The sequence below is a fragment of the Streptomyces buecherae genome (assembly GCF_014295035.1).
GTDB lineage: Bacteria > Actinomycetota > Actinomycetes > Streptomycetales > Streptomycetaceae > Streptomyces > Streptomyces youssoufiensis.
On the sequence record NZ_CP060404.1, the window covers coordinates 4,532,858 to 4,545,343 of the forward strand.

The 12,486-nt window shown below is 73.0% G+C and carries 9 protein-coding genes; 4 read left to right on the forward strand and 5 right to left on the reverse strand.

The features are described from left to right. Positions 1–40: 40 nt before the first annotated feature. Positions 41–1,687 carry an integrase gene (locus H7H31_RS17545; protein WP_187063363.1) on the reverse strand — a complete coding sequence of 549 codons (1,647 nt, stop codon included), beginning with the start codon at positions 1,685–1,687 and terminating at the stop codon, positions 41–43. A gap of 231 nt (positions 1,688–1,918) precedes the next feature. Here H7H31_RS17545 and H7H31_RS17550 point away from each other — a divergent pair, with 231 nt between their 5' ends. The 3 genes from H7H31_RS17550 (at position 1,919) to aac(6') (ending at position 3,865) form a co-directional block, all read left to right on the forward strand. Further along, positions 1,919–2,452, forward strand: coding sequence for a cupin domain-containing protein (locus H7H31_RS17550; RefSeq protein WP_187063371.1), 534 nt, complete (start codon positions 1,919–1,921; stop codon positions 2,450–2,452). Positions 2,453–2,531: 79 nt separating this feature from the next. After that, positions 2,532–3,323, forward strand: coding sequence for an SDR family NAD(P)-dependent oxidoreductase (locus tag H7H31_RS17555; protein WP_232109919.1), 792 nt, complete (start codon positions 2,532–2,534; stop codon positions 3,321–3,323). Between the two features lie 68 nt (positions 3,324–3,391). Next, positions 3,392–3,865, forward strand: coding sequence for an aminoglycoside 6'-N-acetyltransferase (gene aac(6'), locus H7H31_RS17560; protein WP_187063365.1), 474 nt, complete (start codon positions 3,392–3,394; stop codon positions 3,863–3,865). Positions 3,866–4,109: 244 nt separating this feature from the next. On the opposite strand, the gene H7H31_RS17565 is transcribed toward aac(6'), so the two are convergent. Next, on the reverse strand, positions 4,110–6,380 hold the full coding sequence (locus H7H31_RS17565) for an ATP-binding cassette domain-containing protein (protein WP_187063372.1): 2,271 nt from the start codon (positions 6,378–6,380) through the stop codon (positions 4,110–4,112). Between the two features lie 698 nt (positions 6,381–7,078). Here H7H31_RS17565 and H7H31_RS17570 point away from each other — a divergent pair. Then, complete coding sequence (locus tag H7H31_RS17570) at positions 7,079–7,876, forward strand: VOC family protein (protein ID WP_187063366.1); 798 nt, start codon at positions 7,079–7,081, stop codon at positions 7,874–7,876. Positions 7,877–8,585: 709 nt separating this feature from the next. On the opposite strand, the gene H7H31_RS17575 is transcribed toward H7H31_RS17570, so the two are convergent. The 3 genes from H7H31_RS17575 to H7H31_RS17585 form a co-directional block, all read right to left on the reverse strand. Then, positions 8,586–9,344 (reverse strand): sulfite exporter TauE/SafE family protein, encoded by a 759-nt coding sequence (locus H7H31_RS17575; protein WP_187063367.1) that lies wholly within the window; start codon positions 9,342–9,344, stop codon positions 8,586–8,588. A 269-nt stretch (positions 9,345–9,613) separates the two neighbouring features. Further along, the gene (locus H7H31_RS17580; protein WP_187063368.1) at positions 9,614–10,573 is read right to left on the reverse strand and encodes a hypothetical protein; all 960 of its coding nucleotides are present in this window, start codon (positions 10,571–10,573) and stop codon (positions 9,614–9,616) included. A gap of 282 nt (positions 10,574–10,855) precedes the next feature. Further along, entirely contained in the window at positions 10,856–12,457 is a 1,602-nt protein-coding gene (locus H7H31_RS17585; RefSeq protein WP_187063369.1) for an ABC-F family ATP-binding cassette domain-containing protein, read from the reverse strand. Positions 12,458–12,486 lie beyond the last annotated feature (29 nt).

Genomic DNA, 12,486 nt, shown 5'->3' on the forward strand with positions numbered 1-12,486 from the left:
TATGTCTGCGTCGCGGACGGTGCAGTCAGCAGCCTCCCGTTCACCTGACGGGTTCGAGCAGGTCGACCGTGGTCAGGCCGGTCTCGCCGTGGACGAGCTGGAGAGCGACTTCGGCGCGAGCGGCCAGGTCGAGGGGGTCGAGGTTCTCGGTGTAGGAGGCGTGGACGATGCGGTCTAGGCCGGCGCCGAGGAGTGGGGCGGCGATGCGGAGGGCAGCTTCGAGGGCGACGCCGTGGGTGGCTCCGCCGTGCAGGATGATGTTGCGGGTCCGGTAGAGGCGGCGCATGGCGATGCGGAACGCCTTGGTGACGTCGTTGAGCTGGGATCGCGGGTTGGCGAGGAGAGCGGCCATGCGCTGGGCGGCGGCTTGATCGCTGTAGCCGGTGGGCCTGGTCAGCGCCAGGACCTCAGCTCCGGTGGTTTCGAGAGCGTTGACGACCAGGCGGGCGGCTTCCCTGTTCGTGGTGCAGGCGGCAACCGCGCGGGAGAGGTCGTCGGGCTCGCTCGGGCTGTGGCGGTGGGCCAGGGTGGTGAGTTCGGCTCGGGGCCAGGAGCAGGCGATGATGGTGGCCATCCGGTCGGCGGCGATGGCCTTGCCGGAGCGCTCCCCATCACCCTTCGGATCGTCGGCGTGGACGAGGAGGGACTCGACGGCGGCCCAGCCGCCGGCGACTGCGGGGGCGAGCGCTCCGCGGTTGACCGCAGCGGCGAGCTCGAGAGCGTCATCGATGCGGCCGCGTCGGCTGTCGACCTTGTACAGGTGTCCCTCATGCACGAGGGACAGGACGTCGGCGCCCCGGGCAGGTGGGGCCAGCGGTACCGGCTGGGAATGACCGGCGACCCAGATGTGGGGCACCGGGACGACGCCGCCGCGGTGGCGACGCAGGTATTGGGATCGAGCGACCATCCGGTCCAGCAACTGGCGTGCCTGCTCGGCCGCGCCGTACGGGTCGAGCGCGTCGAGCCGGTAGACGAAGCCGCCGCCGGTGCGGATACCGGCCGGGTCGTGGCCGTTGTCCTTGAGCCAGGTGATGACCTCGCCCTTGGAGCGCCAGTGGTCGAGCGGTTCCGCCAGCTCACGGCGGCCCGGTACCTTCTCCAGCGCGACCAGCACCTCGTGCGGCCGGGCGCTCGTACGGGCGAGCTCGGCGGCGGACTCCGCGATCTCCACGGCGGTGGCCCGATCGCGGTCGAGCCTCCTGGCCCAGACCTTCAGGTGGCTGGCGCTGAAGCCAAGATCGAGAAGGTGCGCGGCCACGGTCCGGGAGAAGCGCTCAGGCTTGACCCGCTTGTCCTCCTCAACCTTCAGAGCGCTCGCCCAACGGTCCAGATACCCGGCGCGGACATGACCGATGATCTCCTTCAGCCGCCGCCGCTCCGGGCTGGGATCCACGAGCGCATTCTGGAGCAGCAGGTTGATCTCCTTGCGGAGCTCCCGGTCACCCAGTCCCTGATCAGGTCCGATCAGTGCCCGCAGCTCGTTGCGCTGCCAGTCGCACGCGGAAGGCGCAAGCACGTTGTGGGCCTGCCAGTGGCCGGCCTCACATAGCTCCTCCAGGGCCAGCACAGACCCGATGTCCCAGAGCCGGCGCGGCCACGGCGTTCCCTCGTCGGTGAAGAAGTCCGCCATCCGTGCCAGGACGCGGCGCGCGTACGGGTCTGAGTCCGGGGCTGCGGAAGTGACCATCACCGCACCCTACCGACGTGGCCGCTGGCTGGTAGCCAGCTCGTGGGAACCGTGCTAGCTTGGTAGCAGACTTAAAGGGGCACTCGCTTCGGCCACTGCCCCTCTTTTCTTTGGCCTGCACACCACATCGTGGTGTGCAGGCCATTTTGCTGACCCACCCCGCCCCGCCCCCGTACGCTGGCCCCGACCGTCAGCGGAGGGCCGCCCATGACCAGTGACAGCAGCTCCGACATGCCCGACACCCCCGACGCCCCACCCGGCCTCGCCGGCGCGAGCCGCTCCCGGCCCACCCCCGCCGAACTCGTCGCGCACTACGGCCTGGAGCCGATACCGCGCGAGGGCGGGCGGTACCTGCGGACGTGGGCCGGGGCGGAGCGGTCCGACGGGCGGCCGGAGGGGTCGGCCATCGTCGTGTTGCTGACCGACGACGCCGACGGGTACTCCGCCCTGCACCGACTCGCCGCCGACGAGACCTGGCATTTCTACCTCGGCGACCCGATCGAGCTGCTGCTCCTGGCGCCCGACGGGTCGGACCGTACGGTGGTGCTCGGGCCCGACGTACTGGGTGGCCAGCACGTGCAGTTCACCGTGCCCGCCGGCACCTGGATGGGTGGGGCCGTCGCGGGTGGTGGGGCGTGGGCGTTGCTCGGGTGCACGATGGCGCCCGGGTTCACGGACGACACGTACGAGCACGGCGACGCCGATGAGCTTGCCGCCAGGTACCCGCGGGTGGCGCAGCGGGTGCGCGGGCTGTGCCGGCCATGAGGTGGGCGCGCGTGGCGGGTTGCGCCCACGGGGACAAGCGGCCCGTAACCCTGCGAGCGAACCGAGAGGCGTACCCGACGTGAACCAACCCAGCACACACCCCACCCACCTGCCCGATCTCACCGGGCAGGTGGCGCTGGTCACCGGGGCCGGTGGGTGGATCGGGCAGGGGATCGCGCGGCGGTTCGCGGCAGCGGGCGCGGCCGTCGTCACGCACTACCGGAACAGCGAGGACGCCGCCCGCGCGTTGGTCGCGGAGATCGGCGACGCGGGCGGGTCCGCGCTGGCGCTGGGCGCCGACCTCGCCGACGAGGCGGAGTGCCACCGGCTGGTGCGCGAGGCCGCCGCGTGGCGCGAGGGCCGGCTGACCGCGCTGGTCAACAACGCCGGCGTGCAGCCCGTACAGCCGCTGCCCGGCATGACGCTCGCCGACTGGTCCGCCGTCGTGGACACCAACCTGCGCGCCACCTTCGCCTGCACCCAGGCCGCGGCGGAGGTCATGCGGGAGAGCGGCGGCGGCACGATCACCCACATCGCCTCCATCGAGGCGAGTCAGCCCGCGCCCGGCCACGCGCACTACAACGCGTCCAAGGCCGCCGTCGCGATGCACGCGCGGTCGGCAGCGCTGGAGTACGGGCCGTACGGGATTCGGGTCAACTCCGTCTCGCCCGGGCTCATCGGGCGCCCCGGACTCGCCGACGCGTGGCCGGACGGCGTGCGCCGCTGGGAGGCCGCCGTGCCGGCGGGGCGGCTGGGCCGGGCCGAGGACGTGGCCGACGCGTGCGTGTTCCTCGCCTCACCGATGGCCTCGTTCGTCACCGGCCACGACCTGGTGGTGGACGGGGGGATCTCGGCCCGACCGACCTGGTGAGACCCGGGCGGCGGCCCCGGGCCCGCGCCGACGGCCCGCGCTCGCGGCCCGTTCGGCAGACTGCGGGCATGGACATGCATGGGGTGGAGGTCGTGTTGCGTCCCACGTGCGAGGCCGACTTCGCGAAGTTGGACGCCATCGTGCGCGAACCAGCGGTCGCTGAGTGGTGGTCTCCGCCCGAGGACTACGCCGCGATGTTGGCCGTCGTCTTCGCGGGTGAGGTGATCGGTGCCGTGCAGTACGAGGAAGAGGACGACCCGGAGTTCCGGCACGCCAGCATCGACATCTTCCTGACCGCTCGGCTGCACGGGAAGGGGCTCGGCACGGACGCGGTGCGCACGCTGGCCCGCTGGCTGGTGCGCGAGCGCGGGCACCACCGGCTGACCATCGATCCGGCTGCCGCCAACGTCGCCGCGATCCGCAGCTACGGGAAGGTCGGGTTCAAGCCGGTCGGTGTCATGCGGGCGTACGCGCGCGACCACCGCACGGGCGAGTGGCGCGACGGGCTGCTGATGGATCTGCTGGCGGACGAACTGGTGTGAGCCGAGGCCAGCCGGCCTGCCTCGACCGGGCCAGCCCCGCCGGCACCGTGCGGCAGCTCCAGGCCCGCGCCACCCCGGCCCCACACAGCCCCCGGCGGACCCGAGCCCCGGCCGGGGGCCTGGCCCGAGCCCCGGCCGGAGGCCGCGCCCGCGCCCTGGCCAGGGCCGGCCGGAACCGGCCAGGGGTTCAGCCGGGGCGCCGGCCCCCGCCCCCGTGCGGTCATCGGCGGCTGAGGCGCGCGCCTCAGCCGCCCACGTACTCCCGCAGGTGCTCAGCCGTCAGCGTCTCGCCCTTGGCGACCAGGGCGGCCGGGGTGCCCTCGAAGATGACGCGACCGCCGTCGTGGCCGCCGCCGGGGCCGAGGTCGATGAGCCAGTCGGCGTGGGCCATGACCGCCTGGTGGTGCTCGATGACCACGACCGTGTTGCCGGCGTCGACCAACTGGTCGAGCAGGGCCAGGAGTTTGTCCACGTCGGCGAGGTGGAGGCCGGTCGTCGGCTCGTCCAGGACGTACGTCGAGGACTTCTCGGCCATGTGGATGGCCAGCTTGAGGCGCTGCCGCTCGCCGCCGGAGAGGGTGTTGAGCGGCTGGCCGAGGCGCAGGTAGCTCAGGCCCACGTCGCGCAGCCGGCCGAGGATGGTGTGCGCCTGGCCGGTGGGGAAGAACGCGTACGCCTCGGCCACTGACAGGCCCAGCACCTCACTGATGTTCTTGCCCCGCAGCGTGTACGTCAGCACCTCGGGCGTGAACCGCTTGCCCTCGCACTCCTCGCAGGTCGAGGCGACGCCGGCCATCATCGCGAGGTCGGTGTAGACGAGGCCGATGCCGTTGCAGTTCGCGCAGGCGCCCTCCGAGTTGGCGCTGAACAGGGCCGGCTTGACGCCGTTCGCCTTGGCGAAGGCCGTACGGATCGGGCCGAGCAGGCCGGTGTAGGTGGCCGGGTTGGAGCGGCGGGAGCCGCGGATGGGGGACTGGTCGGCGACGACCACGCCCTCCCGGTCGCTCAGGTAGCCGTGGATCAGCGAACTCTTCCCCGAGCCGGCGACGCCGGTGACCACCGTGAGGACGCCCTCCGGGACGTCGACGTCCACGTTCTTCAGGTTGTGCGCGTCGGCGCCGCGGATCTCGATCCAGCCGCGCGGCTCGCGGGGCCGCTCGCGCAGCCGCGCCCGGTGGCCCAGGTGGCGGCCGGTGAGCGTGTCGGAGGCGCGCAGGCCCGCCACGTCGCCCGCGTAGCAGAGCTGGCCGCCCTCGGAGCCCGCGCCCGGGCCCAGGTCGACGACGTGGTCGGCGATCGCGATCACCTCCGGCTTGTGCTCCACGACCAGCACCGTGTTGCCCTTGTCGCGCAGCCGCAGCAGCAGGTCGTTCATCCGCCGGATGTCGTGCGGGTGCAGGCCGACGGTCGGCTCGTCGAAGACGTACGTCACGTCCGTGAGGCTGGAGCCCAGGTGGCGCACCATCTTCACGCGCTGCGCCTCGCCGCCGGACAGCGTGCCGGAGGCGCGGTTCAGGCTGAGGTAACCGAGGCCGATCTCGACCAGCGACTCCAGGAGTTCGCGCAGCGACGTGACGATCGGGCCGACGGACGCGTCGGAGATGTCCCGTACGAACGCGGCCAGGTCGCTGATCTGCATCGCGGAGCACTCGGCGATGTTCACGCCGTTGATCGTGGACGACAGCGCGGCGGCGCTGAGCCGGGAGCCGGCGCAGGCCGGGCAGGAGGCGAAGACCACCGCGCGGTCCACGAAGGCGCGCAGGTGGGCCTGCATCGACTCGCGGTCCTTGCTGAGGTAGACCCGCTGGACCTTGGTGACCAGGCCCTCGTACGTGATGTTGTTGGAGCCGATTTTGAGCTTGGTGCTGGGCTTGTGGAGGAAGTCCTCCCACTCGGTCTCGGTGAAGTCCCGCAGCTTGGTGTCCGGGTCGTAGAGCCCGGAACCCGCCATGACCTGCCAGTACCAGGAGTCCACGGCGAACCCGGGAACCGTGATCGCGCCCTCGTTCAGCGACTTGTCCCGGTCCACGAGCTGCTCGACGTCGATCTTCGAGACCTCGCCGACGCCCTCGCACTCGGGGCACATGCCCTCCGCCACGTTGAAGCTGAACGCGCTGGAGGTGCCGATGTGCGGGGTGCCCAGGCGGCTGAAGATGATGCGCAGCATCGTGTACGCGTCGGTCGCGGTGCCCACCGTGGAGCGGGAGTTGGCGCCCATCCGCTCCTGGTCCACGACGATCGCCGCGCTCAGGTTGTGCAGCGCGTCCACGTCGGGGCGGCCCAGGCTCGGCATGAACGACTGGACGAACGCCGTGTACGTCTCGTTGATCAGCCGCTGCGACTCGGCCGCGATGGTGCCGAAGACCAGCGAGGACTTGCCGGACCCGGAGACGCCGGTGAACACCGACAGGCGCCGCTTGGGGAGGTCGAGCGAGATGTCGCGCAGGTTGTTCTCGCGGGCGCCACGCACCTGGATCACCGAGTGCTGGTCGGCCGCGGTGGTGGCTATCGCCATCGCCGCCGCGGTGGCCTCGGTCGCCGTGCCCGCGGGCGTCGCGGTGGCCGGCGTGGCCTGGGCGACCTGGGCGGCCGGTGTCGCCGCCGGCGGGGCGGGCGACGTGTCCGGGCCCGTGGTGGGCGTGAGGGAGACGGGCGGGTTGAGCGGCGGTACGGCGGGCATGGCGGATCTCCTCTTCTTGCCGGGCTCGGCGGCGCGGCGACGCGGTGACGCGGCGAACACGATGGCGCGGTGGCACGACGGCGCGGCGAGCACGACGGCGTGCCGGCACGACGGCGCGACGGCACCGGGCACGGCGGGACGGAAAAAAGCGGGACGGTGCGCAGACATTACCCCCTCCGGGAAGTACTTCGCGCGTTTTTCCCGTTCGATCTGTTGCCGGCGAGATAGCCGTTTTCGCCTGTCGGAAAACGTGTTCTCGCCTGTCGGAATTAGGGCCCTGAATTCCGCGATGCGGACCGTGAATGACCTCGATGTGCCGTAGGAATTGGCCGAGTCGCTCGCAGGCCGGCGGGCCGCGAACCGTTAGCGTGGTCACCCCCGTTGACCGGCGCTTACGCCGGCCGCGGCCCCGGCGAGCCGCGGGTTACGGCGCGGAATTCCGTACCGGCGGCAAAGGGGAACCGACTCGCGAGAGCGCGGAACGGAACCGCCCACCGGCCGGCGGGCGCGGCGACCGAGAGGACATGTGGACCATGACCACCTTCGCGACAGGAACACCGTGTTGGGCCGACGCGATGTTCACCGATTTCGAGGGCGCCAGGACTTTTTACGGCGATGTGCTCGGCTGGACCTTCGGGGAGAGCTCAACGGAGTTCGGCAACTACACACAGGCGTACGCGGGCGGTAAGGCGGTGGCCGCGATCGTGCCGCCCATGCCGGGCGCCGAGGAGCGGTCCGCGTGGTGCCTGTACTTCGCGTCGGACGACGCGGCGGCGACCGCCGAGGCGATCCGGGCGGCCGGCGGCGAGGTGGTGATGGGGCCGATGCGGGTCAGCGAGTTCGGCACGATGGTGATCGCCCGCGACCCGAGCGGGGTCGCCTTCGGCGTCTGGGAGGCGGGCCAGCACAAGGGGTTCGAGAAGGTCGCCGAGCCCGGCGCGTACTGCTGGGCCGAGGTGTACACGCGCCAGCCGCGGCAGTCCGACGCGTTCTTCACCGCCGTCTTCCCCTACCGCGCGCAGCAGATGGACGACGAGCAGATGGACTTCAGGGTCTTCAGCCTCGCCGACGGGCCGGTGCTCGGCCGGATGGCGATGGGTGAGGACTTCCCGGCCGAGGTGCCCTCGCACCTCCAGGTCTACTTCGCCGTGGACGACTGCGACGCGGCCGTGGCCCGCGCGACCGCCGGCGGCGGCCAGGCGCACTTCGGCCCGATGGACACCCCGTATGGCCGGTTCGCGTCCCTCACCGACCCGCAGGGCGCCGGCTTCGCCGTGATCGACGTGACCAGGACGGCGGGCGAGACGCCGAGGATGACCGACGTGACGTGAACCTGTGAGGCGTGAACCCATGTGACGTGCGCCGGCGTGAGGTGGGCTGGGCTGACGGGGTGCCGTGCGGCGTGCCGTGGGGTTCCGTCGCGTGACGGGTCGGGCCCCCGGGGAGGAGTGAGAGGGGGCGGCGGGCGGGTCTCGGATGAGACAAACGCGGTCGCATATTCGACAAGATCCCTTTCCTCGCAATCGCCGCTGACCATCTCCTGTCAGAGTCCAGATACTCAGCCCGCACCAGGGCGGGGTTTCTTGGAGAGGGGTACGTCATGCGCGTTCGTCGTGTGGTCGCCGCCACGGGGTTGGTAGCCACGCTCGCGGTCGGGGCGACAGTAACGACAACTTCGGCTGCGACAGCAGCGGAACCCTGGGGCGCGGCGGGCACGTCCCAGGACGTGTTGATTGGTGGGTCCAGTGCCGCGCCCGCGCCCGACTGGGCGCGGATCCTGCACCAGGCGATGCAGAAGGCAGCCATGTACGTGTGACCGGTCATCAAGGGTGGCCCGACGCCCGGGCCGCCCTTGATCGACTCCGCCCCGTGATCGAGCAGATGGGTGGTAGCTCTGCCCCAACGGCCGTTGTCGGCGCGGCGGTGGCTCGCGGCGGGCGGGTCGCGGGAGGGCGGACCAGCCCGAAGACGGACCAGCTCGACGAAGACCCGCCCGACGAAGGACCAGCCTGAGGACTGGGTGAGGGCGGGACTTCGGCTTCAGCGCACGATCACCACCACGGACGCGGTGAGGCCGACGGCCACGATGATGCCGCGCAGCACGGTCGGCGACAGCTTGCGACCGATGCGGGCGCCGATCAGGCCGCCGATCGTGGCGCCGGTGGCGACCACCGCGGCGGCGGCCCACGAGACGTCCGCGACGATGATGAAGACGACGGCGGCCACGCCGTTGACGACGGAGCCGAGCACGTTCTTCACCGCGTTCAGGCGTTGCAGGTCCTCGTCGAGGAACGCGCCGAAGATGCCCATCATCAACACGCCCTGGGCCGCGCCGAAGTACCCGCCGTACACCCCCGTGCCCAGCACGCCGCACCACACCGGTACGCCGCCGTCCTTGTGCCGGGGGCCGCGCTTGCGGTTGCTCAACCAGCGGTTGAGGCGCGGCTGGAGGAGGACGAGCACGCAGGCGGTCAGGATGAGGACGGGCAGCACGGCGTCGAAGGCCGACTCGGGCAGCTTGAGCAGCAGCAGCGAGCCGGTCAGCCCGCCGATGAGCGAGGCGACGGCGAACCGCAGTATCCGCCCCCGCTGGCCGCGCAGCTCGCGCCGGTAGCCGTACGCGGCGCTCATCGAGCCGGGCACCAGGCCGATGTTGTTGGAGACGTTGGCGACCACGGGCGGGTAGCCGAAGGCCAACAGGGTGGGGAAGGTGACGAGGGTCCCGGAGCCGACGACCGCGTTCATGCCACCGGCCACGACGCCCGCGGCCCCGATGGCCACCGCCTCAAGCGCTTCCACGGATCATCCTCCGATCGCTCGCGGCGCCGGAGGCTCCGGCTCGCGCCGGGCGCCGGCGTGCGCCGGGCCCGCCAGAGATCGTCATCCGCGACGAAAGCCCACGTCAATCCTCGACATCGCTTGCGGGCCCCCCAGCGCTGGCTTGGCCCATGAGCCGGCGGAGCCGGGGGCGGCGGGCCGGGGCGCGGGACCTGAGCGCGGGGTCGGGGCGCGGGTTTCGGGCGCGGGTTCGGGAGACGGGCCCGGGAGGCGGCGGGCTCGGCCCGCGCTCAGGTGGCCGGCGCGGGGGCGGCCTCGTGTCGGCGGGCGAGGGCGCGGGCCGCGGGGACGCAGTCCGCGGCGGCCTGCGCGTACTGCGCCAACTGCCGGGTCAGCCCCTCGACCTGGGCGGAGAGCTGGTCGTACTCGATCATCTCGGCCGGCGTCCACGGGCCGTCCTTGTCGCTCAGCCGCTCGGCGTGCGCCTTGGCCACCAGCGTCGCGTCGATGGCCGCGAGCGCGGCGTGCAGCCGGGCCAGCACGTCGGCGGGCGCGCCCCCGAGCAGGACGGTGAGCTGCTCGGACGTCGGCAGCGTGGGCACTTGGTGGTCGGCCCACCGGTTGCCCCACAGGCGGTGGCGCCGCGCGTCGGGCTGCCCGTCCTCGTAGACCGTCACCGCGCCCCGCGCGTCCCGCCCGATGCGTACGCCGCTGCGCACGGCCAGGTCGGCGACCATCTCGTACAGCCCGTCGCCGTTGTCGTGCATGTGCGCGCCGAGTTCGACGAGTTGGCGGGAGTGGTCGGAGATCTTGGGCAGGTGGGTCAGGTCCTCGTCGTCCATGGCGATCTCGGGGTTGGCGGCCACCATGCGGACCTCGTGCGGCGCGGCGTGGCAGGCGGCCGTGACCAGGGCGACCGTCGCCGCGTCGGCCCACCAGGAGACGAACGCGCGCGCGGTCTCCCGGTGGCCGAGGGCCGAGTGGGCCGAGAGCCTGGCCCGGGCCGAGGCGAGCGCGGAGGTCGGCGCGTACACGCTGCGGCCCGCCGCGCGGTCGCGGACCATCGTCTCCTCGTCGGCGTCGGTCAGCTCCTCCATCCGCCGCTCCACCGCCTCGGCCTCGGCCAGCACCTGGCGGGCGGCCGAGCCGAGGTCGGCGAGGAGGGCGTCGACGGCGTCGGGGGAGAGCGCGCCCCGCCCGTCCGAGGCCGCGTCGGGGTGCTGGTCGTCTTGCGGAGCGGGACCTTGCACGGGGAGAGCACCTCCGGTCAGCGGAACCAGCCACCAGGTTCACCAACGCGCCAAGCTAGGGCCCCGCGTCCAGCCGCAGCGCCGCAACGAAGCGGCGATCACCCGTACGGGGGAAACGCCCGGCGGGGCCCGGATCGCCGGCGCGTACGGTGCGGCCCCGCGCGGGCCCGCATGGTCGGCCCGGCGCTGGCCCCGCGCGGCTGGGCCCGGCGCCCCCGGGGCGGGGCGCCGGGCGGTGGGCGGCGGCTGGCGGCGGGCCCGCGCGGGAGCGACCTGGTGCGGTCACGACAGGCCCACCAGCGCCAGGTACTCCTCGTTCCACAGGTCCTCGTCCGCGTCCGGCAGGAGCAGGACGCGGTCCGGGCGCAGGGCGGCGATGGCGCCCTCGTCGTGGGTGACCATGACGATCGCGCCTGGGTAGGTGCCGACCGCGCCGAGCACCTCGTCCCGCGACGCGGGGTCGAGGTTGTTCGTCGGCTCGTCCAGGAGGAGCACGTTCGCGCCGGAGTGCACCAGGCCGGCCAGCGCGAGCCGGGTCTTCTCGCCGCCGGAGAGCACGCCGGCCGGCTTGGTCGCGTCGTCCCCGCTGAACAGGAACGAGCCGAGCACCCGCCGCACCTCGCCGTCGGTGAGCCCGGGGGCGGCGCTCGCCAGGTTCTCCCGTACGGTCCGGGCGCCGTCCAACGTGTCGTGTTCCTGCGCGAAGTAGCCGAGCCGCAGCCCCGGGCCGCGCACCACGCGGCCCGCGTCGGGCCGTTCGCGGCCGGCCAGCAGCCGCAGCAGTGTCGTCTTCCCGGCGCCGTTCAGGCCGAGTACCACGAGGCGGCTGCCCCGGTCCACGGCCAGGTCGACGCCGTCCAGCACGCGGCGCTGCCCGTACGCCTTGACCAGGCTGACCGCGCCGAGCGGCATCCGGCCGCACGGGGCCGGCTCCGGCAGCCGGAACCTGGCCACCTTCTCGCGCCGGCGGGCCGGTTCGAGGTCGGCGAGCATCCGGTCGGCGCGGCGGGCCATGTTCCTGGCGGCCACCGCCGTCGCCACCCGGGCCCGCATCCGGTCCGCCTGCGCGTGCAGGGTGGCCGCCTTGCGTTCGGCGTTCGCCCGCTCCCGGCCGCGCCGCCGCTCCTCGGCCTCCCGCTGCGTGAGGTAGGTCCGCCACCCGGTGTTGTGCACGCTCAGGCCGGCGCTGTCCGGGTCGAGGTGGAAGACCCGGTTGACGGTGTCGGAGATCAACCCGGTGTCGTGGCTGATCAGTACGAGGCCGCCCTGGTGCGCCGCGAGGAAGGAGCGCAGCCAGGCGACGGAGTCGGCGTCCAGGTGGTTGGTCGGCTCGTCGAGCAGCAGCGTGCCCCGCCCGGCGAACAGGATGCGAGCCAGCTCGACGCGGCGCCGCTGGCCGCCGGAGAGTTCGCCGACGGGCCGGCCCATGGCGTCGTCGGGCAGCCCGAGGCCGGCCGCCACCCGGGCCGCCTCCGCCTCGGCCGCGTACCCGCCGCGCGCCTGGAACTCGTCCTCGGCCCGCGCGTACGCGTCCATGGCCCGCCGTTGCGCGCCGGGGCCCGCCGCCTCGGCCATGGCGGTCTCGGCGGCGCGCAGCGCGGCGACCGCCCGGTCGAGGTCGCGGCCGGAGAGCACCCGGTCGGCGACGGTGGTGGCGGGGTCGGCGGCCCGTGGGTCCTGCGGGAGGTAGCTGACCGGGCCGGTGCGGGTGATGCTGCCGGCGACCGGCGCTACCTGCCCGGCCAGCAGGGTCAGCAGGGTGGACTTGCCCGCGCCGTTGCGGCCGACCAGGCCGACGCGGTCGCCGGGGGCGATGTGGAAGGAGATGTCGGACAGCAGCAGACGGGCGCCGACGCGCACGTCGAGACCGCGAACAGTGATCATGGGGAGACGCTCCGGATAAGCACAAGGAC

Bases quoted from the DNA above. Each gene is read 5' to 3' on its own strand.
- H7H31_RS17545 (WP_187063363.1), bottom strand. From the start codon at position 1,687: ATGGTCACTTCCGCAGCCCCGGACTCAGACCCGTACGCGCGCCGCGTC.
- H7H31_RS17550 (WP_187063371.1), top strand. From the start codon at position 1,919: ATGCCCGACACCCCCGACGCCCCACCCGGCCTCGCCGGCGCGAGCCGC.
- H7H31_RS17565 (WP_187063372.1), bottom strand. From the start codon at position 6,380: ATGGCGATAGCCACCACCGCGGCCGACCAGCACTCGGTGATCCAGGTG.
- H7H31_RS17570 (WP_187063366.1), top strand. From the start codon at position 7,079: ATGACCACCTTCGCGACAGGAACACCGTGTTGGGCCGACGCGATGTTC.
- H7H31_RS17585 (WP_187063369.1), bottom strand. From the start codon at position 12,457: ATGATCACTGTTCGCGGTCTCGACGTGCGCGTCGGCGCCCGTCTGCTG.